Origin of the sequence: Halioxenophilus sp. WMMB6, assembly GCF_033283405.1 — a bacterium.
GTDB lineage: Bacteria > Pseudomonadota > Gammaproteobacteria > Pseudomonadales > Cellvibrionaceae > Halioxenophilus.
On record NZ_JAWMQR010000010.1, the window covers coordinates 166,157 to 188,264 of the forward strand.

Annotated in this window: 23 protein-coding genes; 1 reads left to right on the plus strand and 22 read right to left on the minus strand. The window is 58.4% G+C overall.

Annotation, left to right across the window (positions count from 1 at the left end; all coding sequences use genetic code 11):
• Positions 1-12: 12 nt before the first annotated feature.
• The 6 genes from SBL51_RS20070 to SBL51_RS20095 all read right to left on the minus strand — a co-directional run bounded on the left by SBL51_RS20070 (position 13) and on the right by SBL51_RS20095 (position 5,217).
• Positions 13-582: a 3D domain-containing protein gene (locus tag SBL51_RS20070; protein WP_317932930.1), complete on the minus strand. Its 570-nt coding sequence runs from the start codon at positions 580-582 to the stop codon at positions 13-15.
• A gap of 16 nt (positions 583-598) precedes the next feature.
• The gene (locus SBL51_RS20075; RefSeq protein ID WP_317932931.1) at positions 599-1,129 is read right to left on the minus strand and encodes a GNAT family N-acetyltransferase; all 531 of its coding nucleotides are present in this window, start codon (positions 1,127-1,129) and stop codon (positions 599-601) included.
• 87 nt (positions 1,130-1,216) lie between these two features.
• Entirely contained in the window at positions 1,217-2,383 is a 1,167-nt protein-coding gene (locus tag SBL51_RS20080; RefSeq protein WP_317932932.1) for an acetyl-CoA C-acyltransferase, read from the minus strand.
• A gap of 120 nt (positions 2,384-2,503) precedes the next feature.
• Positions 2,504-3,205 carry a hypothetical protein gene (locus SBL51_RS20085; protein ID WP_317932933.1) on the minus strand — a complete coding sequence of 234 codons (702 nt, stop codon included), beginning with the start codon at positions 3,203-3,205 and terminating at the stop codon, positions 2,504-2,506.
• Between the two features lie 197 nt (positions 3,206-3,402).
• On the minus strand, positions 3,403-4,287 hold the full coding sequence (locus tag SBL51_RS20090) for a DMT family transporter (protein WP_317932934.1): 885 nt from the start codon (positions 4,285-4,287) through the stop codon (positions 3,403-3,405).
• A gap of 99 nt (positions 4,288-4,386) precedes the next feature.
• Entirely contained in the window at positions 4,387-5,217 is an 831-nt protein-coding gene (locus SBL51_RS20095) for an AraC family transcriptional regulator (RefSeq protein WP_317932935.1), read from the minus strand.
• 356 nt (positions 5,218-5,573) lie between these two features.
• Here SBL51_RS20095 and SBL51_RS20100 point away from each other — a divergent pair, with 356 nt between their 5' ends.
• Positions 5,574-7,235 carry a diguanylate cyclase gene (locus SBL51_RS20100; protein ID WP_317932980.1) on the plus strand — a complete coding sequence of 554 codons (1,662 nt, stop codon included), beginning with the start codon at positions 5,574-5,576 and terminating at the stop codon, positions 7,233-7,235.
• A 25-nt stretch (positions 7,236-7,260) separates the two neighbouring features.
• On the opposite strand, the gene SBL51_RS20105 is transcribed toward SBL51_RS20100, so the two are convergent.
• The 16 genes from SBL51_RS20105 to SBL51_RS20180 form a co-directional block, all read right to left on the minus strand.
• On the minus strand, positions 7,261-8,181 hold the full coding sequence (locus tag SBL51_RS20105) for an EamA family transporter (protein WP_317932936.1): 921 nt from the start codon (positions 8,179-8,181) through the stop codon (positions 7,261-7,263).
• A gap of 185 nt (positions 8,182-8,366) precedes the next feature.
• Positions 8,367-9,533: a catalase family protein gene (locus tag SBL51_RS20110; protein WP_317932937.1), complete on the minus strand. Its 1,167-nt coding sequence runs from the start codon at positions 9,531-9,533 to the stop codon at positions 8,367-8,369.
• Positions 9,534-9,582: 49 nt separating this feature from the next.
• Complete coding sequence (locus tag SBL51_RS20115; RefSeq protein WP_317932938.1) at positions 9,583-10,368, minus strand: lipase family protein; 786 nt, start codon at positions 10,366-10,368, stop codon at positions 9,583-9,585.
• A gap of 289 nt (positions 10,369-10,657) precedes the next feature.
• On the minus strand, positions 10,658-10,906 hold the full coding sequence (locus SBL51_RS20120) for a hypothetical protein (RefSeq protein ID WP_317932939.1): 249 nt from the start codon (positions 10,904-10,906) through the stop codon (positions 10,658-10,660).
• Positions 10,907-11,084: 178 nt separating this feature from the next.
• A complete protein-coding gene (locus SBL51_RS20125; RefSeq protein WP_317932940.1) occupies positions 11,085-12,482 on the minus strand; it encodes an aromatic ring-hydroxylating dioxygenase subunit alpha in 1,398 nt (465 codons plus the stop codon).
• Between the two features lie 286 nt (positions 12,483-12,768).
• Positions 12,769-13,632: a 5'-nucleotidase, lipoprotein e(P4) family gene (locus SBL51_RS20130; RefSeq protein WP_317932941.1), complete on the minus strand. Its 864-nt coding sequence runs from the start codon at positions 13,630-13,632 to the stop codon at positions 12,769-12,771.
• Positions 13,633-13,867: 235 nt separating this feature from the next.
• Positions 13,868-14,350 (minus strand): cupin domain-containing protein, encoded by a 483-nt coding sequence (locus tag SBL51_RS20135; RefSeq protein WP_317932942.1) that lies wholly within the window; start codon positions 14,348-14,350, stop codon positions 13,868-13,870.
• Between the two features lie 93 nt (positions 14,351-14,443).
• Positions 14,444-15,256, minus strand: coding sequence for an SDR family oxidoreductase (locus SBL51_RS20140; protein ID WP_317932943.1), 813 nt, complete (start codon positions 15,254-15,256; stop codon positions 14,444-14,446).
• Positions 15,257-15,467: 211 nt separating this feature from the next.
• On the minus strand, positions 15,468-15,704 hold the full coding sequence (locus tag SBL51_RS20145; protein WP_317932944.1) for a CDGSH iron-sulfur domain-containing protein: 237 nt from the start codon (positions 15,702-15,704) through the stop codon (positions 15,468-15,470).
• Between the two features lie 197 nt (positions 15,705-15,901).
• On the minus strand, positions 15,902-17,215 hold the full coding sequence (locus tag SBL51_RS20150; protein WP_411860505.1) for a mechanosensitive ion channel family protein: 1,314 nt from the start codon (positions 17,213-17,215) through the stop codon (positions 15,902-15,904).
• A 42-nt stretch (positions 17,216-17,257) separates the two neighbouring features.
• Positions 17,258-18,304 (minus strand): LLM class F420-dependent oxidoreductase, encoded by a 1,047-nt coding sequence (locus tag SBL51_RS20155; protein ID WP_317932945.1) that lies wholly within the window; start codon positions 18,302-18,304, stop codon positions 17,258-17,260.
• 121 nt (positions 18,305-18,425) lie between these two features.
• Complete coding sequence (locus SBL51_RS20160) at positions 18,426-18,869, minus strand: DUF1294 domain-containing protein (protein WP_317932946.1); 444 nt, start codon at positions 18,867-18,869, stop codon at positions 18,426-18,428.
• A 34-nt stretch (positions 18,870-18,903) separates the two neighbouring features.
• A complete protein-coding gene (locus tag SBL51_RS20165) occupies positions 18,904-19,776 on the minus strand; it encodes an alpha/beta hydrolase (RefSeq protein ID WP_317932947.1) in 873 nt (290 codons plus the stop codon).
• A gap of 91 nt (positions 19,777-19,867) precedes the next feature.
• On the minus strand, positions 19,868-20,335 hold the full coding sequence (locus tag SBL51_RS20170; RefSeq protein WP_317932948.1) for a DUF2721 domain-containing protein: 468 nt from the start codon (positions 20,333-20,335) through the stop codon (positions 19,868-19,870).
• Between the two features lie 95 nt (positions 20,336-20,430).
• Positions 20,431-21,282: a hypothetical protein gene (locus SBL51_RS20175; protein WP_317932949.1), complete on the minus strand. Its 852-nt coding sequence runs from the start codon at positions 21,280-21,282 to the stop codon at positions 20,431-20,433.
• 78 nt (positions 21,283-21,360) lie between these two features.
• Positions 21,361-22,014, minus strand: coding sequence for a hypothetical protein (locus SBL51_RS20180; protein ID WP_317932951.1), 654 nt, complete (start codon positions 22,012-22,014; stop codon positions 21,361-21,363).
• Positions 22,015-22,108: the final 94 nt, after the last annotated feature.

Consider the following 22,108-nt stretch of genomic DNA (forward strand, 5'->3'; position numbering starts at 1 on the left):
TGTGGCCATCGTCTACAGGCAGAGTTCGGTACTGGCATGGGTCACTCGATAACTGAGCGCTCTGGCAGCCTCGCCTTCGCCGGTGTAGATATCGATATGACGCTTGCCAATGGCGCTGCCACGGTCGGCCACTTTAAACACACCCTGGTTAAAAATGGAAGTGAGGACCGGGATGGTTACCGTCGTTCCCTCGCTTAAATAGGTGTTGTCGGCGGCAACCTGGCCAATCGCCAAGTCGCCCCCCAATGAATTTTTCGGGCTATGGCTCAGGTGCCAGCCGCCGCTGTAAAAGCCCAAATAGGGGTAACCGTTGATGGCTGTCTGTAACCTGCCCCACCCCTCCAGTTTGGTGGCCTGCAAGAAAGGGCTGGCCAACCGGGCTGTGCCGAAACCGGCAATGGTTATGGCTGTGGTTGGTGTTGCCGGGAAATCCTGCTGGCGGGGAACATAGTAGCCGGTGATCTTCCAGTTGGGGCTGCAGGTAAGCGTTGGTTGTTGGGCACAGCCGGCCAAAAGCATAGGCAGACACACCAGTAACCAAAAAGCGCTGGTTACGCCGCTGTTAACCACTCTACTGCGCATACCTGCCATAGCCAATTTAAACCGGCATCGCCTGTCGGCGGTAGAGCAGGAACTGCTCCTCCAGCACCGCAACCTTCAGTTCGCCCTCTGCTTTAAAGGCCAGCTTTTGCAGCAGCTTTTGCGAGCGGGTGTTGCCCGGTTTGACGATGGCATCCAGGGTGGGGATAACAAACTGTCGCAGGCCAAAGGCCAGCACCGCGCTGCTGGCCTCAAAGGCGAAACCCTGGCCCTCGAATTCCGGCAGCAGGGCAAAGCCAAAGTCGGGAAACTCCAGGTAGGGTTTTTTTAAAAAGCCGCAGATACCCAGGGGCAGCTGCTGGTGGTTGCTGATCAGGTAGTAACCAAATTGGTGGCGGCGGGCACAGTCGAGCAGGCCCATCTCCAAAAACTGGCACGCCTCTTCGCGGTTACGGATGCTGCGCTTGCCGATGTTGGTGCGCCAGCCCTCGGTGTTGCAGAGGGTGATAAAAAAATCGGCATGCTCGATCCGCACCGGCTCAATGCGGGTGCGGGCGGTGATGATCAGTGGCGGCGGCAGGGCAGACATCTTTTGGCTAACCGGGGTTTACTGGGGGAATGAAAAAAGCCGGGTTAAACCCGGCTTTTAACGACTCTGTCAATCACCCGGCGACGGCTACAGCGCCAGGTTTTCAATAATGGTGACGTTGGCCAGACCGCCGCCCTCACACATCACCTGCAGGCCATATCTCAAACCGCGATTGCGCAGGGCGTAGGCCAGAGTCGACATCAGCTTGGTGCCAGAGGCGCCCAGCGGGTGGCCGAGGGCGATGGCACCGCCATTGACGTTGAGTTTGGCCGGATCGGCGCCGGTCGCTATCAGCCAAGCCATGGGCACGGCGGCGAAGGCTTCGTTCACCTCGAACAGGTCGATCTGGTCGATGGTCATGCCGGCGCGTTCCAGGGCTACCTTGGTGGCGCGCAGCGGCTCTTCCAACATGATCACCGGGTCGCCGGCGGTAACGGTGAAGTTCTTGATTTTGGCCAGGGGCTTGAAGCCGTACTTTTTCAGGGCGCGCTCGCCGACGATCAGCGCGGCGGAGGCGGCGTCGGTCATCTGGCTGGCGTTGCCGGCGGTGTGGAAGCCACCGGGCAGAATGGTGTCGAGTTTGGCGAGCCCCTCGGCGGAGCAGTCGAAGCGGATACCTTCGTCCTGTTTCAAAACACCGATTTCGGTCTCTACCGGAATGATCTCGTCGGCAAAGGCGTCGGCCTTAACGGCCGCGGCGGCTTTCATGTGGCTCTCGTAGGCGAACTGATCGAGCATTTCGCGGGTGAAGCCGTTCTTCTTGGCGATCATGTCGGCGCCGTCGAACTGGCTGAACTCTTTCACGCCATATTTATCGAGTACGGCCTGGCTCCAGGGGCCCATGCCGATGCCGGCTTTTTCGTGCAGGCGGAAGTCGCTCTGCATGGGTACCCGGGTCATGTTCTCTACACCCGCGGCGATGATGATGTCCTGGGTGCCGGAGAGTACTGCCTGGGCGGCAAACTGCACGGCCTGCTGGGAGGAGCCGCACTGACGGTCGATGGTGACCGCGGGCGTGGCGTCGGAGAGTGCATTGGAGGCGAGCACGCAGCTGCGGCCTATGGCAAAGGCCTGCTCACCGGCTTTGGTAACGCAGCCAACGATCACATCTTCCACCAGCTGTGGGTCAACACCGGTACGCTCAATCAAAGCGTCGAGCACCTTGCCGCCCAGATCCGAGGGGTGAGTGCCTGAGAAGGAACCCTTTCTTCTACCACCGGCAGTTCGCACTGCGTCAACAATGTATGCTTCCACGGACCAATACCTCTTTTAATCTATGTTTTTGTTCAGGGCGCTCATCATACTGGCTGGCTAAGAGCTAGGTTAACTGGGTATTTAACCAGTGCTCTGCCTCTGGCCAAAAGCGGGAAGGGGTTAAAACTGGTAGAAGAGCGTGGCGCCGAAAGCGGTTTGATCCACCTTCAGGTCAAACCGGCCGTAGTCGGAGTGCTTGTCGAACTCCAGCTCGCCGCTGGCGTAGTCGGCGCTAAGGCTCGCCTTCAGGTGGTCGGTAATGGCGTAGGTGATACCGATGCCGATCATATCCAACACCCCGCCGCCACTGTTGTCGTCGTCATCCTGGTCGACCATGGCGATGACCTGGGGGCCCAGGTGGGCAAACAGATCTACCCGGGGGGCCACGCTAAGGGTGAAGCGCGGCAGGAAGGCGACATAGGCGACCTCAAAATCGCCATACTGGCCGACGGCAATCTGCCCCTCCAGGCCAAACCAGCGGGTGAAGTTGTAGCCAAAATAGGGGCCGAACAGGGTGCTGCTTTCGGTTTCTTTTAGCTCGCTACCGGTACCGATGAAATAGAGTTCGGTATCCGCCCTGCCGACATAGCTGGCTTCGCCCACGGCGACCACGGAGGAGACCCGGTCGCCGCTGAAATCGATAATGGTGGTCGGTGTGCCGACCACGTAGCTGCCGAGGTCGGCACTGAAATCGGCTTCGCCGTAGCCAACAGTGCCGCCAATAAACCAGCCGGTGTGGCCGACCCCGGCCTGGCTGGCCAGCGGGTGTAGCACCAGGCCGGCCAGTAACAGTGTGAGTGGGTAGTTGCGTATGGCCATCATCGTGTTCTCCTCTTCCGTCCTTGGATTGCCGCGTTGTGCAGCCGCTTATGCCTCAGTAGATGCACGAAGAGTATCGTCTGTGCCTGCACGAAAAGTGTGGGCCAATTTAGCAACTCGGCCCGGGCGCGACAATGTCGGATTTGGCACCCGCCAGTAGGTGCCAGTAAGGCGGGAGCGCGGCCACACGCGGGCTTGCGTCAGGCCTTCTCGGCCGACAGCTGCGGCTGCGCTTTTTTCGGCAACAGCGCCACTAAAATTCCGGCCACGGTGATGGCGATCGCGAAACAGGAGTAGACCGTTTGCGCCTCGCCCAGCAGCAGCCAGGCGATCAGGCTGGCGCTGATGGGCGTCGACATGCCGATAATATTGTGGGTGGTGGGGTCGATCTTGGTGACCGCCAGGGTGTTCAACAGGTTGGGTGCGGTGGTGGCCAATACCCCCAGGCCCAAAATCAGCAGCAGGTTATCTTGGTAGGCCGGCAGGTTGTTGCCCTGCACCAGCAACAGTGGCAGCAGCAGCAGCGCGCCGCTGGCCATGGTCTGCAGATTGATGGCCGAAGCATCGACAATCTCCCCGCGGCGGCTCTTCAGCCAGATTAAAAATGAAAACAGTGCGCGTACCACGGCCGCGCCCAGGGCACAGACGGCGCCGGCCAAAAAGGCGAGATTAAATTGCAACTGCCCGCTTGAGTGTTGCGTTTGCAAATAGAGGGCGAGCCCGCCGAAGGTAATGGCAAAGCCGATAATCTGATTGAAATTAATGGTGCGCGTCTGCGTGAGCTGCAGCAGAAAGGCAAACAACGGCGCGGTGGCGATCACCAGCACCGCCAGCGACACCGGCGCCAGGCTGAACGAGAAGGTGGCGAAAAAGTAGTAGCTGGTCATCAGCAGCGCCAAGCCCAGGTGCTTAAAGGGCGAGGCCGGTTTTTTCCAGGAGGAGAGGCGGCCAAACAGCAGCAGGCTCACCACCAGGGCGATAAAAAATCGGCCCCACAAAATTTGCGGCACACTCAGCTCGCCGAGCAGCTTGACGAAAATTCCGGTCAGTGCCCAGAACGAGGCACACAAAATACTGTACTGCATGGTAGCGCTTCCAGAGGCAATTGCGGTGCCGCCAGTTGGCGACACCTGGGTAACAGAATGGCAACAGCGGTGCGTTGCTGCCAATGAAATGGGCCGGTTTCAGGCCGGCAGCTGCTGCTGGTCGACTCGCTGGCGCACCGCCGCGAAGCGTGCCGGGGTTAGCCCATGAAGCTGTTTAAAGGCCCGTGAAAAGTGGGCTTGGTCGGCAAAGCCATAGGCCAGGGCAACATCGGCAATGCGCTCGCCGGCGACCAGGGCGCGGGCCGCCTGGCGCAGTCGATACTGCTTGTGCCAGGCGTGGGGCGGCAGGCCGTAAGTCTGGCTGAAGGCGCGGTTGAGCCGGTAGCCGTCGCAGTCGGCCACCTCGGCCAACTGTTGCAGGCCGACATTGCAGTGGCTGTGGGCGGCGAGAAAATCCCGCGCTTTGCCAACCGCCTTCTGCTCCCGCCCCTGCTTGGCCGGGCGCAGGCGGCAGCGGGTGTAGCGCGTCAAAAAATGGCTGAGCAGGTCATAGAGCAGCGCCTCCTGGGCGAGGGTGGTCTCCTGCCCCAGGCCGTGGAAAAAGCGGCGCAGCCCCAGGGCGAGCCCGGCATCGCCAATGGCGGTCTCGCAGTGAAAGCTGAGCTCGCTGGCGAGCAGGCGCCGGGCCAGGGCCTTGGGGATCACCAGCGACTGGAACAGCCAGCTGCCCCACTCCCGGCTGGCACTACAGGCGTGGGCCTCTTCCGGCGCCACCGCCACCACACTGCCAGCACCGGCGCGATAGCGGCTGCCCCGGTAGTCGACCTGCTGCTCGCCCTGCTCGATGATCGAGAGCATCAGCCCCTCGTGGCTGTGGCGAGCAAACTGGCGAAACTGGCCGATGACCACCTCGCAATGGTCGAGGGCCGGCAGCGTGGTAATGATGGGCGATGCCTGGACAGCCAGCATGGAACTCTCTCAGTGTGCAGATTCGGCCGCCAGTGTAGGCGGCCTCGGCGGGTAAATCTTGAACATTCTTGGCAGCCGGCCCGGTGCTGTCAACGATGGTCGCACCCGATGGTTGTCACAGCGGTCCCGGTGACCGGGTTAACGATAACTATTTTGGTCATTATTGGGGGTATTTAATTAAATTTGTTTATAAGTGGTGGCTAATTGAGGCGTTTGTCTTATCATTCATGCAAAATTGATGAAAAACATGCCAGCAGCGAAATTTTTGTATGGGTTGCAGTACTAGGGACAGGGGTCAGTTCACAGGGGGGTGTCTTAATTTAGCCCTGACACTGCTGCTGTGGTTATTGCCGGGGGTGGCCCTGGCGGCACCGGTGATCGAGCTGGATGATTCGCTCAGCACAGAGCCACTGGCGGCCATCACTGTGAGCCTGCCCGACGCACTGGCCGCCAGCAGCCCGGAGGCGGCCTATCAGCAGTGGCTGCACGGCCGGCGGTTGGCCAATCCCCTGCCCGACCGGGTGGTCACCGAGCCCGCCAGTGGCGCCCAGTGGCTCGCCTTCCAACTCTTCTACCCCGATGAAGCCTCCGGCCGCGAGTGGGTGATCTCCGCCCGCGATGTGATGCACCTCACCCGCATCACCCTCTATGAGCCGAGGGCAGGCGGCTATGAAGAGCATCGGGACAGTCTCCACGCCGTCGGTGAGCCAGCGCTCGGTACCTCGTTGTCGAGTTTTGTCTTCAACGCCGATTTCGACCGCAGCAAGCCGTTTCTGCTGAAGGTGGAGGGCCAGCTACCGATAAAGGCAGCGCTGGTGGTGCAGTCCAGTCAACGGGCGCAGTGGGAGGCGGCGGTGCGCATCGCCCTGCCCACCCTGTTTATCGGCGCGGTGATCGGCCTGGCCTTCTACAACCTGATTCTCTACTTTTTCGTGCGCGACAACGCCTACCTCTATTACGTCGCCTACGCCTTTACTATGTGTGTCTGGCTGGTGCAGATCAGCGGTTTAATGCTGTTTATCAACCGCGACTTTGGCCTCTGGTTTTACGGCATCTACCCGGCCAATTTAGGCGCCGGCATTGCCAACTTTTTTGGCTCGCTGTTTACCCTGGTATTTTTGCGGCTGCTGCAGCAACACCGCTGGCAGGGCGTTGCCGTCCTGGCAACCAGCCTGGCCAACGTGCTGTTGGGGGTGGTGGCGTCTTTTGTTGATGACCAGGCGCTGTTTCGCAGCCTGCACCATGCCCAGTTTATGCTGGCCGGCATTAACGCGGTGGTGATTGTGGTGCCCACCATTTTGTTGGCGATTCGCGGCTTTCGTTTTGCCCTGCCCTTTGTCTTTGCCTGGGGCTCGCTGGGCTCGGGCATTATTCTGTTTGCCACGGGCCACCAGCCGGTGGTGTTTGGTGTACCCTTTGCGCCCAACTTTAATATTTTAACCTCCATGGCGCTGGAGATGATTCTGATGTCCTACGCGCTGGGCATGCGCTTTCAGGTGGCTCACCAGGAGATCAATAAACTGTCGGAGCTGAGTATTACCGATGGTCTCACCAACCTCCACAACCAGCGCCACTATCATGATGTGGTCAATCAGCTGTTGAAGAGTGATATTCCAACCCCTGCCCCCTGGGTGGCGGTGCTGATCGATATCGACCACTTTAAATCGTTTAACGACAACTACGGCCACGCCGTGGGTGATAAGGTGTTGAAAATTTTAAGTGAAATATTGCGTAAAAATATTCGCAAACAGGATTTCGCTTTTCGCGCGGGAGGTGAGGAGTTTGCCCTGCTGTTAAATACCGATACCCTGGTCGATGCCGAAAAAATTGCCGAGCGCATTCGCGAGAATTTTTGCGCGGCGGTGGTGGAGCACAGTGGTGAGCGTTTGCGTTGTACCTTGAGTGCCGGTATTACCCAGCTGTTGCCGAGCGACAGCACAGAGAGTTTTATCGGCCGCGCCGACAGCGCCCTCTACAGTGCCAAAAACAGCGGCCGCAATCGCATCGCCGTTCACTGATGAGCGCAACATTCAGCGGGCTAAATCATTCTTCGCGGCGATTGGCCCGCTGCCGGCTACCCAACACCACGAAGGCCAGGGCCGACATCACCAGCACCACTCCCAGCCACTGCAGCGGTGAGACGCTCTCACCCAGAATCAAAATACCCCCCAACAGGCCCACCACCGGAACTCCCAGCGAAAAGGGGGCAATCTGGCTGGCGGGGTACTTGGTGAGCAGATGCGCCCACACCCAATAGCCAAGCGCATTGGCGGCCCAGGCCAGGTAGAGCATCGACAACCAGCCCCGGGAGGAGGCTTGCAACCATTGGCTGTGGCTGGTGGGGGCATCCAGCAACAGGGTCAGCAGTGCGTAGATACAGCCGGAGAGCAAGCTGCTCCACACCACCAGGGCAAACGGATTGACGGCACTACCCAGAGCGTGAATTTTCTTGGTGACAACATTGGAGCCCGACCACATGGCAGCGGCGCCCAGGGTCAGGCCAAAGCCGATGGCGCTGACCGCCGCCGGATTGTGTTCACTGAGGATACTGACAATAAAACAGCCGAGTCCGGCAGCGGCCACCGTTAACCCCACCTTCAACGCCTGGGAGATGGTCTCATGCAGCAGCAGCGCGCCCAACAGTGCGGTAAAGAAGATCTGCACCTGCATCAGCAGCGAGGCGAGGCCAGCCGACATGCCGACGTTTAACGCCCAAAAGAGCATCACAAACTGGCCCACCCCCTGGGTAAGTGAGTAGAGCAGCAGCCAGCGCCAGGGCAACTGGGGACGGGCGGCAAAAGCGAGAAACGGCAGGCTGGCCAGCAGAAAACGGCCGGCGCCCAACTGCAGGGGGGTGAAGTCGGCCAGTGCAAATTTCATGGGCACAAAATTCAAACCCCAGATAACAATCACAGCCAGCAGTGCCAGCAGATCTTTTACAGCGAGTGAGAGGGATGCGGGCATGGTAGGACTCTGAGTTGTCCGGTGGCGGTTCTACCGGCTTGGGGGGCGGGCAGGAATTTAACCCCACTCTCCTAACAAAGACAACCAGGAACACAAACTCCACCAGGATAACAGGGGCAACCCGCGTCGGTGGTTGCTCCTGGCCTTTAGCCGGCGCGCGGCGGTAAGCGCGGTGGTGAGTAGTGCTAGTGAAAAAACTGGCTGGTATTGCAGGCTTCACCCTGCTCCAGGCACCAGCTGTCGGGCTCAAACACCGGCGCACGGTTCTGGCTGTGGCGGTACTGGGAAACGGCGTGGTAGACCAGCCGTCGGGCGCGGTTGAGGCTGCCCAGCGGCTGCCACTCACCGACCCCGTGCCAGGGGTTCATGGAGAGGTTTTCGCAAAAAGTCTGCTGCGCGTCGCCGGTGAAGGTTTGCGCAGGAATCTCGATGGTGGCAATGGCAATAAAGGGCGAGACCGACTCCTCCCAGATCACCGTGGCGTCGTCCAGGGGCATATCTTTATCGGCCACCCGCTGCTGCACCATAAATTGAAAACAGGCCGACTGCTTTTGCAGGTGCGCCTGCATCACCGTGGTCAGGTAGTCCGGCTGGCTGTGGTCGGCGGTTTCGGTAAATTGCGCACCCGGGCAGGGTTTGCTGGAGAACTTCAGTTCGGTCTCGCCCAGGGCGTAGGGCAGCATGGAGTAGTACTGGGGCGCCAGCGGTGTATCAATTTTGCTGGAGACCGCCTCAATCGCCCGGTAAAACTGTTTTGCGTGCAGGCGCGGTGGCCACAGGCTGATAAACCAGTGGGTGCGCTTTAGCTGGGCCAGATCTTTCATATCGGCGACGTAATCAAATACGTTGCGATGAAAAAAGGCCGGGGTATTGGCCATAACAAAATCCTGAGTCGCCGGGCCGGCCAGTTCGGGGGCAATTTTGTCGCCACTGACCTGCATCACCTTCACCGCCATGCCGCGGGCATCGGGTTTGTTATCGGCCTGTACCGTCATGTCGCCGTTGGAGAAACGGATCCAGGCCGGGTATTGGTGGCCGGGTTCGGCAAAAACCGTGTGCTGAAATTGCTTGGGGATATCGTCGTTAATGGTGAAGGTGGCGCGCACACACCCGGTCGCCTTGGCGTGGGCATCGCGCCGGTAGGGTTTGCCGTTGATCTTCTCCGCGGCGGCCGAGATCTGCTGGCCGTACTGCATGGCCTGCACGATGGCTGCCTTCTCGGCGTCGGAAATCGTCATGCCCAGGGTGTCGACCTCGGTCATGGTGTCGGTAAAGGGTTGGGCGCACAGTGGTTCGGCGGCGCCGAACAGCAACGCCAGGCCGGCATAAAACAGATGCCTGTGATAAAGCATGGATCATCCCTAATAGATGCTTAAGAAACGGTCGGTGGCGGCGCGTTATTTAATTATAAAATTGCCGGCACTGATCAAAGGGTACCTGCAGAGCGGTACCCAGCTTATTTTTTATATTAAAAATGTAGTTTTTCACAAAATGGGCGGAGACACTTTCGCTTGGCAGATTGCGCCAGAAGGAGCCCACCGATTTGCGTTCGGCGTCGTGCTCTTCCAGGTAGGCGTAAAAATTTTCGCGCAGCAGAATAATCTCCGGGCTCATATGCTCGTAACCGCCGTGCAGTTCGTCGATCAGATCGATGGGCGGTACCAGGGGCACCAGATCGTTTTCATCCACTACCCGGGTCAGCGGCAGCGAGCGATACTTTTGCACACCCTCTTTATTGGTAAATTTGGGCTGGCCAAAATTGTAGGAGTGGCCGATCTGAAAGCCGGCCGCCTGCAGGTAGATCATCAACAGCGCCGAGACCGCCGCCCCCAGGCTGTGGCCGGTGAGCAGCACCGGGTAATGGGGCGGCAACAGATCAATAATTTGGTCGTAAATTTGCGCGGCGTCTTCATCAAAGCCGCGATGCACCCAGATACCCAGCTGCCTGTTTTTGGAGAAGTGAAAGTTGGCGTCTTCCAGCGAGTTGGCAAAGTTGTCGGTGCCGCGCACCACGACAATGGTGCGCCGGTTGTGATGATCCAATTCAAAAAAGTACTGCACGCCGCGGCTGGTGGTGGTGACCTTTTGGGTGTTGGGAAACAGCTCGCGGATATTGGCTTCACTCTGGTAAGCCGCTGCAGCGCGGGTGACAAACCAGGCGACTAAATTAAAATCAGGGGAGTGCACACATTCATCCTCTCTGCCGGGAAGCGCTACCCTGGGGGGGATAAGGGCACTCAAAACACGGCAGGTAGCTAGAGCAGACGGCCAAACAAATTCGGTTAACGGTGGGGTTGCTAACGGCAAACAGGGTGTTGGTAATTGCCCAGGCGGCTGAAAATTATCGCCTGTTATGCCAAGCCTTTGCTTTAGAAAGCCCTAATGATTTATAGACGCTTATGGTGATAATCGCAAATGGTGGCCAGGCTGACGGCTCAATTCCTAGATGGTTGACTAAAGGCCCATAAATTGGCCATTAATCGACCAGCGTCTGGTACAGCAGGTAGCCGAGCGCGGCGAGAAAAATCAGCATCAGCAGCAGATTATTGCCTCGGCTGGGCTGCAGATTGGGCGAGCTGTCAATATGGCGGGCGTTGTAGTCGTCGATCAGCTCCCTGGCCTCTTCCAGGCTGATATGGCGCAGTTCACGCAACTTTTTGATGGCATCGATTTTATGGCCACTGTGTAACAGGGCTACCACTTGGTGTTCCAGCTCCCGGTCCATACCGCCCTCCCCGCTTTGCTTTAAGGCTCACGCCCGTGGCCGTAATTATAGCCTCTGCCCCAACACTTGGGACGCTTGGCTTGGTGGCCGGTGGGTTACTGTTTGCCGGTGGTTTGGCCGGGGATATTTGGCTGCTGCTGGTGGAAGAAGCCGGCGCAGAGTTGCGCCGGCTGGATGGTTACTCGGCTTTAACGTACTGGTCGAGCCGTTGGTGCATATTGAGAATAATCTTCTCTTGGTGGCTGGCCAGCCACACCTGCTTGATGGAGTGTGAGTGCAGCCCCTTCTGAATCCGCTCCAGGTTACCCAGATCCTGGCGGGGAATCAGGTAGACCTGGTCCGGGTCATTGGGGTTGCTTACCAGCTCCACTTCGGCGCGTTGCGGCTTTTCCGCTTTCGGCAGCGAGCGGGTGGAGAAGATCTCGAAGGTGCTGCGGTCGGGGTCTTTGGGGTCGGGCATGGAGCGGTAGATCATGGCGTTGCCCGCCTGCGGGAAGACCATCACATTGGGGAAAATGTAGATCATGCCGCCCCACATATTGAGAATTTCCGGGGTCATTTTCGGCATGGGACGCTCTTTGGCGGCGGCATCTTCGTAGAGAATGCGCACATATTCGGCACCCAGGTTGGAGCCCTCCGGCATCGGCTTGCCTTTCAGGGAGCGCAGCAGGTCAACATCGCCCTGCAGCACCTGGGCATCCATACCATCCACCAGCAGTTGCAGGCGGTCGGCCATGGCATCAACCGGATCTTTATTAACGGCAAAGCGCTTAACATTGCCCTGGTAGTTACTGGCGCGGCCGGCAAAGAAGCGGCCGTGGCCATTGGCGAAGGCCTCGTAGTCGACGTTGTGGTGGTTGTAGTCGGTAAATTCGCTCTCGATCTTTTCACCGTAGATAAAATCGGCAGCGGGCACCTCAAGCTGGGGGTGGGTGGCCGGCACGTGGTAACCCTCAAAGAAGGCCTCCTGGGCCACCTTCCAGTTGGCGGGTACCGGAATCTTTTTCCACCAATAGTGACGCATCTCTTTCACATTGATGTCGTCCAGCAGGTGGCGAACGGGGGCGATGTACTCCTCAAACGGAATGCAGTCGCGATCAAAGTTAATAAAGACAAACCCGGCGTAGACCACACAGTTGAGGCTCTTCAGGGCGACGTCGCTGTCGCACAGCTTGCCGCCGTGAAACTCCTCGCGGGAGAGCACATACTGAATGTCGCCCTCGGTGTTCCAGCGCCAGCCGTGGAATGGGCAGATAATATTGCCGTGGTTAAAGCTGCCGCTGCCTTCGGCCAGGGCGGTACCCCGGTGTGGGCAGACATTGTGGTAGGCCTTAATGGTGTCGGCATCGGTGCGCACCAAAAATACCGACTGGTCGCCGATGTCATAGGTGATGAAATCGTTAACTTCGGGAATGGCATCCACCCGCGCGGCCACCTGCCACACTTTGGACCAGAGCTTAGCAAACTCCAGCTCTAAAAATTCTTTATCGATATAGCGGCCCACGCGTACGCCGTGATCCAAAGTAGTCCAACGGGCTGGCCATTCAGCTTCGGTTTGCGACAAAGGTTTATTCATGATGACTCCTGACAGCACAAGCTACGTGATGGGTGTTATTGATTTTTTATATTGCGGGCAAATGAGCAATTGATGTGCTCCCAAAATATCGCGCAGCAGGGCCACACTGGGGGAGCAGATTATTATTTAGCAACGATGGTACGATTAATCAACAGTGCTGTCTAGCAACGAGATGGCGGCCGAATGGCTATTCAACAACCGGCCAGGATTTGTACGGAAGTGGTTGGCGGTGGCTGCTTTATTGCCGCAAACAACCGCCAGTAAAGCAGCATGAAGCCCTTATAAATTAAAAGCTTATTAGGCTGTCGGACTTGGGCTCGGGCACTACCGAAAGCCAGGAGCCGTAGCTGGGGTTGGCCAACATAAACCACTGCCTGCCCCAGCGTTGGCTCTGCTCGGCGACCCGCTGCCCACGCTCGGCAACGCTGGTCCCCTTTTTCACATCGGCCAGAAAATCCCCCAGATCATCGCCCAGCAGCATCACAATGCGGTACTGCCCGGCGACCACCAGGCGCCGTGAGCGCTTCTCGGAGCCCCACCCCGGCTGCTCGTTTTTCAGCAGAATCTGCTCGGCGCTGATGTGCGTGATGCCCACCTGCTGCAGGTTGGCCAGGGTGTCGGCTTTTTGTGGGCAGGGGTCGCTGTTGCCGGGCCGCGGGGAGCACTCGCGGTTGGAGATTAAAATCACGGTAACGTTGTGCGCCGGCAGATCATTTAAAAAGTCGACCGCACCGGGCACCGCTCTGGCGGCGCGCTGGGCAACCCACGCATCCCAAAGCTCGGGATTCCAGTGGCCACCTTCAAGCACCAATCTTGCCTGAAAGGGGGAGTTATCGAGTACGGTCTCGTCGATATCGAGCACCACCGCCGGCGGCAGTTGGCGGTAGTCACCACTCTGCTCCAGTGCTGCCGTCCACTCTCGGTCGTCGATGGCCGGTTGAATATTTTGCCGGGCGCTGTTGTAGGTTTGGCGGGCATTGGCCCGGTACTCGGCGGCGGTCTGCAGCCACAGGGTGCTGTTGAAATTGGCATCGCTGGTAATTTTGGCGTTGCTGGTGGAAGCATCGCTGGTGGTGGGTGGCAACTGACTGGTGGCGCAGCTGGTCAACAGCGCCAGCGATAACAGCGCGGCAATGAACGGTTTGGTCATGGTAAATGGTCCAACTAAAAATTCTCTGTGCAATTAAAAATGGGCTGAGTAATTTGGCTGCGGTAGCTGTGCGCTCAAAATCTGTGGCAATAATAGGGTGCGCGGCCGGTAGCCATTAACAGGCCAACAACTATTTAATGGCGACGAATTAAAACGCGGCCAAGGAATAGCTGCTCAGCAGCCACTGTTTTACAGCGGGCAAGCTGAAGTGACGCCACCAAAAAACCGTTAGCCACTACACTTTTTTGCCCGCGCTTGGGTAGGCAATGGTACTGATATCCACCAGGTTCATCGGCTGGGGCGAATTGCGAAACAGCCGCTTGCCCTGCAGCGGGTAGTCGACCTCATCGTGGGCCCGGCGCTCGCCCACCACAATACAGCGCAGGGTCGTCGTGCCGCAGTTGCGCATGGTGTGCGGCAGACCATTGGCCGGGTAAGCGATAAAATCGCCAGCACCCACCGCGAAGCTCTGCTCGCCAATGGTTACCTCGGCCTCGCCCTGCAGAATGTAGGTGCACTCATCTTCAAAGCGGTGCACATGGTACTCGGTGGACTCCCGCCCCGGCGCCACCTCAATCAGGTGAAAGCCGAAACCGGTGAGCCCGGTTAAATCCCCTAGGGATTTATTGTTGCGCTGGGCGTTGTCATTCAGGAAGTGGGTTTTGTCGAGCCCGGGCAGTGCCGCTATTTCGGCCCGGGTAATAATGTAATTCACCATAGTCCCTCCGCCATGCAGTTGCGTTAGGCCGTCGCCTTTACGACGGCTTGTTTAATAACGACCTGGTTTATAGCGGCTTGTTGCGGGGCTGGCTTAACCTCGGCCGGCCACTACACCGCCATCCATTAAAATATCGGTGCCGGTTAAATAGGTGGCGTTACCACAGGCGCAAAAGGCGAGTAGCTCGGCCATCTCTTCGCTGGTGCCGGCCCGTTGCAGGGCGGCGGTTTTGAGCATCTCCATGGAGCCGCTCTTGGCCTCCAGCCGGCCCATTTCGGTATCAAAGGTGCCCGGCGATACCGACAAAATGCGCGCGCCCTTTGCGCCAAATTTTGCCGCCTGATTTTGGCTGTACCAGATGACAAAATTTTTACTGACGGAATAAGCCATGCCCAGGCGATAGAACTCTTTCGGCATCAGGTTACAGCGAAACAACAATTTTTTACGGAAGGCGTTCAGGTCGCTGTTGGCCAGGCGATAGGCTTTTTTTGGCAGTAACAGGTTGGGCACCATATGGCCCGCCATGGAGGCGACATTAACCATCACCAAGCCCGGTTTGGCCAGCGCCAAAAAGGCCTCGTTCAGGTAGACGGTGCCGACGGCATTTACTTCAATAATGGTTTTGGCATCGGCCATCTGCGGGCTGATGCCGGCGGTGTGCACCACCGCAAGCACATTGCCTTTAGCGGCAGCGTGCTCGGCCAGCTGCGCTACCGATTGCCGGTCGGCGATATCGGTCACCACCGCGTCGCAATCAATGCCTAAGGCCAGCAGCTCCTCTGCGGCCTGCTGCAGCCGGGTGGGGTTGATATCGCTGATGATAATCGAGTGGTCGCGGCCAAGCCGCTTTGCCGTGGCAAAGCCCATACCGCCGGCACCACCGGTAATAACAACAAGATCCTTCATAGTTGGCTCTACTGATAATTCGTGGGGTGTTGAATCTTAACGGCTTGTGGTGGGCAGAACAAAAAGGGATTTTGACAGTCCCGCCTGGTGTGTGGCTTGACGGAGTATTGATCGAAAGCTGAGTGACGGTGCGGGTGGATGATGGCGGGGGTGTTTTTCAGAGATGGGTTATGGCCGGCAGGCGCCGAGGGCGCCTGCCGCGGTGACCCGATTACTTTTTGTGGCTACCGTCGCACAAGGGGGCATTTTGCGTGGCTTTACAACCACAGAAATAGACCTCTTTACTGTCGGTGGCCTCATATTTTACCGGGGTAAATTCGCTGCCTTTATGGGAGCCATCGCAAAAGGGCTGTTTGGCGCTTAAACCGCAGGCGCACCAGAAGTAGGACTTGCCCTGTTCAACGGTTACCGCATAAGGGGTATCGGACGCGCGTTTGGGGGTACTCATAGCAATCTCCTGTACAGGATTAATCGGAACGGTGGTTGGCAGACGCTGGCTAAATTCTGCTGTTGCTTTGGTGTGGTAATAAAGAGAGTGCCGGCAGATTACGGTGCTCTTCTTGTTAGTTATAGTGACCAATCTCGATCAATCTGTTCAGTAATTTTGTTGCCTGGGTTACAGGTTTAAAACCCCACTGCGTGCCGCTATTTAGGCAACGGGTGGTTGAGAATGCGCACCTCCCGCTGTGGGAAGGGAATCTCAAAGCCGTGTTCCTGAATCGCCTCTAGGATCATCAACAGCAGGTCGCCGCCAACCCGATTTTTACCGTCATCGATACCGATCATCCAGAACTCGACAAACATATTGATGCCGGAGTCGCCAAAGCTGTCGATCTCGCAGTCGGGGCGCTCCTCAAAGGGGACATCCTCGCCGCTGATCACCTGCGGATGGGTGGCCACCACGGTTTTAATAATCTCCACCAGCTTGCGCACGTCGGTGTGGTAGGCCACGGAAAAATCGACCCGGTAGCGCTGCTTCTTATTTTTATGGGTCCAGTTGGTGAAGCTTTCGGTAATAAATTTTTCATTGGGCACCATGATGTCTTTGCCATCGTAGGTCTCCAGGGTGGTCGAGCGCAGGTTCATCTCCCGTACAAAACCGGTGCGGCCATCTTCCAGCTCGATGTAGTCGTCGAGGGAGATGGAGCGGTCCAACAAAATAATAATGCCGGAGATAAAATTGGAGGCGATCGCCTGCAGGCCAAAACCAAGGCCCACACCCAGGGCCCCGCCAAACACCGCCAGAGCCGTTAAGTTGATACCCATCACCTGCAACAGCAGCAGGAAGATCAACAGGAAGATGGCCACCTCCAACAGTTTGGCGGCCACCTCCCGGGTGCGAAAATCGAGCTTCTCCTGGCGCCGGATAATCTCCTGGCCAGTCACGTTGGAGATGCGCCCCAACCAAAACAGCAGCGAGCCGAACAGAATCACCCGCACCACGCCGTAGACCGAAATGCGGATATTGCCCACGTGGGCCGACATAGCATCGAGAATTTGAATCAGCGGCCCAAGTACCCCCACCAGGTGCAAAAAGAGCAGCGGCAGCCCCACCCAGCGAAAGACAAAGGCGATAAAGTCGTTGCGTACATAGTCGCGGATAATGGCGTTAAACATCAGCAGCATGGCGACGGTTAACGCGGTGCGCACCAGCCACGAGGGGCCGATAAACATGTGGCTCAGCTCAACACTGATACTCAACAATAAAATCGCAAACAGCGGAAAAAAGAGGTTGCCGAGCTTGCCAAATATTTTGCGCAGCGGGTTGGCGCCGGTGTCGCTCGTCTCCACCTCGGCAAACAGCGGCAGGTAGCGACGAATGCGGCCGGCAACAAAAAAGGCGAGGCCATAAATAAACAGCACCAGCCCCAATTGGGCATAGGTTTCGGGTTGCACCAGCGTCTGTGTGACGGTGTCGCCGACCTCGGTCAGCAGCTTTTGGTAGTCGTGCAGTTCCACCCCTGGAGTTCTCCGGCAGAGCGCGGCAGTGGCGATAGCCGCTTAGCGTAAAAAGATGTCGGCCAGCAGATCGACTGCTTCCGGTTGGCGTAGTACGCACATCAAGGTGCCCACCTCGTTGGCGGCGGCCGCCTCGCGCCAGCGCTCGGCCCGCTCGCGAATCACCGCCTCCGGCCCGAGCAGGCTGGTCTCGTCCACCAGGGCGTCGGGTACGGCGGCGATGGCCGCCTCCACTTCTCCGGCTAGATAATAATTCTGAATGGTCTCGGCGGCCTCACCGTAACCCATGGCGCGGGTGTAGTTGGCGTAAAAGTTTTTATCCTTGGCGCCCATGCCGCCGATATACAACGCCATCATCTGTTTGATGGGCTGGCGCAGCAGATCGACATCGTCACCAATGGCGACAAACAGGTTGGGGGCAATATCAAAATTGGCCAGGGATTTGTTGCCGCCGGCACGGGCGAAGCCTTTGGCCAGGTGCGGGCCGATGGCGTCAAAGCGATAGGGCGAGAGCCACACCGGCAACACGCCGTCGGCATACTCGGCGGCACTGGCCAGCCCCAAGGGGGTAATTGAGGCGGTGTAGATGGGAATGGTGGTGTCGGCCGCCATAATCGACTTCAGTGGCTTGCCGAGGCCGGTGGCCCCTTCTCCGCGCCAGGGCAGCTGATAGATCTCGCCATCAAAGGCCACCGCCTCTTCGCGCGCCATAATTTTGCGCACTATGGTGATGTACTCCTGCATGCGCGTCAGCGGCTTCTGGTAGGCGACGCCGTGCCAGCCCTCCACCACCTGTGGGCCGGAGGCGCCCAGGCCCAAAATAAACCGGCCCTGGGAGAGTTGGCTGAGGGTCATGGCGGTCATGGCGGTCATCGCCGGGGTACGTGCCGGTACCTGCATAATGCTGGTGCCGACCTTAATGCGTTGGGTCTGCGCCAGTATCCAGGCCGCCGGCGAAACGGCGTCGGAGCCGTAGGCCTCAGAGACCCAAACGGAGTCGAAGCCGGCGGCTTCGGCGTGTTTGATCAGTGGCATGGGCAGCTCGAGATGCTTGCCGGAATAGCCCAGGGCCAAACCCAGTTTTATCATTATTCGATACTCGTAAGGGTTGGAAACACTGCGGCCGATTATGGCACGCCGCCGGCGGTGAAGGAACCGATCACGCCGGCTGGTAAACCAGTACTAACGCCGGCTGCGGGGGCGCGGGCGCTCAGCGTAAAGTGGTGAGGTAATAGACGGTAGCCAGGGTGCTGGCGGGCAGTTGCTGGCGGGCCAGGCTCTGCACGCTGGCCAGCGACTGGCGCAAGCTCTGCTGGCCCGGCGCGCTGTGCAGCCAGGCCAGGGCGGCCAGGTTAAGCACCAGGGTGAGGTAAAAAACCGCGCGGAAGCTGCGCTTTTTGGTTTTGTGGCGCAGCCGCTGCTGGCCAAATATGGCGCCGGGCCAGCCACCCAAGAGTGCCAGCAGGTGCAGAGTGTTTTCCGGTACCCGCCAGTCACCGGCCACGGCGGCGGCCTTATCCTTGGCGTAAAAGCCGTAGGTGATGGCACTCAACAGCAGCAGCGCCAGCGGCAACAACAGCGGCGTAAAGCCGAGCCAGTAAGAGGCACCGAGGCCGGCACTAAAGAGCGCAATAAAAACCAGATAGATCGGCATGGGGTCGGTTCCGGCGGCGTAACGCGTTGGTCGATCAGTGCAGGGTGGCCGTCAGCCAGTTCACCGTGTGGCTGATCACCCGCTCGTCGAAATCGCTGTCGGGCTCCAGGCTGTGAAAAATATGGTCGGCACCACCAATCTGGTAGAAATCCTCAGGCGCGGCATTGGCGTTGGCAAAGAGCTCGGTTTCAATGGGTTCCACATAATCGTCCGAGCCGCGAATGGAGAGCAGCGCCCCTTCGTAGGCCTGCATGGGCGGGAAGATATCGTAGCCCACCATACCCAGCAGATGCTCGCGGGTGATGGTCAGGTCGACCCAGGCGTGCACCACCGCCTGGCCGGTATCGATGGCCCTCTTCACCGCGACCGGGTCGCGCACACCGGTAAGCATATAGGCCGGGTTGCCGGCGCTGGACCAGAGCACCAGGCTGGTGACCGCCTTGGGGTTGTTGCCGGTCAGGCCGATGGCGGTGGCGCCGCCCAAACTGAAACCGACCACGCCAATGGGCAGTTTGGGGTGGGTTTTACGCAGGTAGTCGAGCCCGGTCTGGCCATCCTCCACACGGCTGGCAAAGGTGCTGGTGAGGGTGAAATTGCTCTTCTCCCGTTCACTCTCCCCGCGAATATTAATACGCAGCGAGGCGATGCCCTGGTCGGCCAGCTGCTCGGCCAGGCGGGCGAACATATCACCCACTTCGTTCATCTGGCTCGCCCAACCGTGAATCATCAGCACCGCCCCGGTCACCGGTTTGGAGTCGTCGCCGCTGTTGTAGGTGGCGACCATGCCGTTGGCTAGGGTCAGCTGTTGCTCGCTGGCGGTGGCCGGTGCCGAACTCAGGCAGAGCAGCATCAGGCTCAACAGCGCGGCCGTGAGCAGTTGCCCCAGGGGGTGGGTGGGAAGAACCATCGCACAACTCCTAATCAGAAAATTAGCCCGAACAGCAAACAAGAACCGGGCCAGTGGTGCTGTTAGCAGCAGTCACCGGTTAACAGCACCGCTATGAACGATTGCCCGGCTCGGCAAATTCAATCGCCAAACGCGTGGTGCGGGTGGCCAGTTGCGTCTCTTTTAAAAAGAGCAGTAGCGCCATGATCAACGCCAGCATGGCCAATACAAAAAAGAGCACGATGCCGCCATCGACGCGCACCTGCCAGTAGTTACCGACAAACAGGGTTACCACCAAAATACAGACTTGTAGGCCCGAGATAGTACACAGCCCCACGGCCAGGTTAATCAGACGAATGCGCCGCTTGAGCACCATCAGCTCCTTGTTGGTCTGCTCCAGTATCGCCTCGTCGGAGAGCGCAAAAATGCGCCGTTGCAAAACCCGATGGCGGTCGACAATACGACCCAGGCGGCCAGTCATCACGTTGAGAAAACCGGCAATACCGGTGAGCAGAAATACCGGCGCAACCGCCAGCTGAATCAGCCGCGCCAAGTCGGAGAGGTGGTTGAGGGAATCCATACGAGCAAAAGCCTGTGTGCCGTTGTAATTATCGGCGCAGCATAACAGAGGGGCTGTGCCATCAACAGTGGCGCTCGGCGCAAATTGCGCGCCGGTTACAGGCCGTAATAGGTATCCAGGTAGCGCGCGGCGTATTTGCGAATGTAGGCATCACCGGCGTTCCGGCGTACCTCTGTGAGTGTGGCGGTAAACTCCGGCCAGCGGCTGGCGGCCACGTATTTGCAGATATAGGCCAGTGGTTGTGCCTCCTGCTTGGAGCCATAAATACGGTGGTACTGAGCCAACAGCTCGCGCTCGAACTCCACCAGCAGGCTCTCATCGTAATAACCCAGGTTGATCAAATAGCGGGCGACCTCCATTTTTTTATTGTCGCTGCCGCGGGTGAAATCGTTGAGCAGAGTTTCATGGTTAAGGCTTAACCCGTAGCGCTCGTTGAGTGTCTCCGCCGGCAGCCGGCCGCGCTGGTGCGTGCTCAGCCACTGGCGGTCGAAGCGGGTGATTTTGTGGCTGTCGGTAAGTTTAACCTGCTCCGTGATCTGTAGTTCGCTAGTGATGGTCGGCCCGCTGCTGCTGTTGGGAGTGACTGCGGCGTTATTGAGTAGGACATAGGTGGTGGTGTTAGCCTGCACTGTAACGCTCAGGCTGCTGTTGCCCACCTGCCCCCGCCCCTGCCAATCGGCGGTCAGCTGGTACTCCCCGGGCGCGACTCTGACCAGGGCGTGGTAGCCGTGGGGTAGCGCAAAGGCGTTCACCGCATTGATCGTGAGCATTGGTTTATAGGCCAGTGGTGGCGAGGCCAGCGGCCGTACCACCACTAACAGCCCCTGCTCGCTGGTCGCTTCGGCGGCCTCGGCCAGGCGGGTGGCCAGCGCCGTGCTCAACAATAAAACCAGAGCAATGCCGACAAACAAAAAAAGCGCAGGCCAGCTCTTGCGAACACTTACCATACCCAGCTCCTCTTCTATTTTGGGCGGTTATCACTAATCGCGCGAGGCTTGATCAGTCGCGCACTGAGCGAGTGTCGGTCAGGGGTTGGCCAGCTCGCTCTGCTGCAGTTGGTCGGTGAGGTTCTGCTGCAAATCGGCCACCCCCTGGTTCACCAGCTTGGTCCAGGCGGAACCGCCGGCGTAGGCGGTGCTGAAAAATTCGTTGCCGGTGGCGCTCACCGACAGCGGCCGGCTGTTGTCGGTTGAGGTCAGGCGCAGCTCACCATCAAAATGGAGGTCGATATTAAACTGCGGCTGCATCCAGGCCCAAAACTGCACAACATCCACCGCAATCGGCACCGCTTCGGCATAACCCTCCTCGCCAGCACTGACCACATTCAAGCCCGCCAGGTTGAGGCTGTTGATGACAATTTTGCTGCACACGCTATAAATGGTTTCGTCGCCGGTGAGGGTGTAGTTCCACAGCGCCTTATGCAACAGACCGTGGCGCATGCGGCCGATGGCTTTATCGGTGATGCTTTTATTGTCGATCAGATCGTTTTCAATGGAGGGCGTTGAGGCTGTGGTGGGGGAGCGGGCAAATTGCCGAACATCGTTCACCGCCACAATTTTAACGTAGGCCAGCGGGTGTGGTGCGGGCGGCACTTCCGGTACCGTCACCTGCAAGGTTTTGGTGGCACAGGCGCAGTTGAGCAGTACAACACAAGCGAGCAATAAAGTTCTTATTTTCATTATTTTTATCCTCTAAGGTGTGCAGCAAACGAAGCTTACTCATTTAATGCCCGGCCATTAAACGCCCCATTTTTGCTTGCCGTCAATCACCGGC

Coding starts and splice junctions, on each gene's coding strand:
- SBL51_RS20130 (WP_317932941.1), bottom strand. CDS start 13,632: ATGACCAAACCGTTCATTGCCGCGCTGTTATCGCTGGCGCTGTTGACC.
- SBL51_RS20070 (WP_317932930.1), bottom strand. CDS start 582: ATGCGCAGTAGAGTGGTTAACAGCGGCGTAACCAGCGCTTTTTGGTTA.
- SBL51_RS20165 (WP_317932947.1), bottom strand. CDS start 19,776: ATGGTTCTTCCCACCCACCCCCTGGGGCAACTGCTCACGGCCGCGCTG.
- SBL51_RS20110 (WP_317932937.1), bottom strand. CDS start 9,533: ATGCTTTATCACAGGCATCTGTTTTATGCCGGCCTGGCGTTGCTGTTC.
- SBL51_RS20125 (WP_317932940.1), bottom strand. CDS start 12,482: ATGAATAAACCTTTGTCGCAAACCGAAGCTGAATGGCCAGCCCGTTGG.
- SBL51_RS20135 (WP_317932942.1), bottom strand. CDS start 14,350: ATGGTGAATTACATTATTACCCGGGCCGAAATAGCGGCACTGCCCGGG.
- SBL51_RS20140 (WP_317932943.1), bottom strand. CDS start 15,256: ATGAAGGATCTTGTTGTTATTACCGGTGGTGCCGGCGGTATGGGCTTT.
- SBL51_RS20075 (WP_317932931.1), bottom strand. CDS start 1,129: ATGTCTGCCCTGCCGCCGCCACTGATCATCACCGCCCGCACCCGCATT.
- SBL51_RS20090 (WP_317932934.1), bottom strand. CDS start 4,287: ATGCAGTACAGTATTTTGTGTGCCTCGTTCTGGGCACTGACCGGAATT.
- SBL51_RS20170 (WP_317932948.1), bottom strand. CDS start 20,335: ATGGATTCCCTCAACCACCTCTCCGACTTGGCGCGGCTGATTCAGCTG.
- SBL51_RS20145 (WP_317932944.1), bottom strand. CDS start 15,704: ATGAGTACCCCCAAACGCGCGTCCGATACCCCTTATGCGGTAACCGTT.
- SBL51_RS20160 (WP_317932946.1), bottom strand. CDS start 18,869: ATGCCGATCTATCTGGTTTTTATTGCGCTCTTTAGTGCCGGCCTCGGT.
- SBL51_RS20175 (WP_317932949.1), bottom strand. CDS start 21,282: ATGGTAAGTGTTCGCAAGAGCTGGCCTGCGCTTTTTTTGTTTGTCGGC.
- SBL51_RS20095 (WP_317932935.1), bottom strand. CDS start 5,217: ATGCTGGCTGTCCAGGCATCGCCCATCATTACCACGCTGCCGGCCCTC.
- SBL51_RS20155 (WP_317932945.1), bottom strand. CDS start 18,304: ATGATAAAACTGGGTTTGGCCCTGGGCTATTCCGGCAAGCATCTCGAG.
- SBL51_RS20120 (WP_317932939.1), bottom strand. CDS start 10,906: ATGGACCGGGAGCTGGAACACCAAGTGGTAGCCCTGTTACACAGTGGC.
- SBL51_RS20180 (WP_317932951.1), bottom strand. CDS start 22,014: ATGAAAATAAGAACTTTATTGCTCGCTTGTGTTGTACTGCTCAACTGC.
- SBL51_RS20105 (WP_317932936.1), bottom strand. CDS start 8,181: ATGCCCGCATCCCTCTCACTCGCTGTAAAAGATCTGCTGGCACTGCTG.
- SBL51_RS20085 (WP_317932933.1), bottom strand. CDS start 3,205: ATGATGGCCATACGCAACTACCCACTCACACTGTTACTGGCCGGCCTG.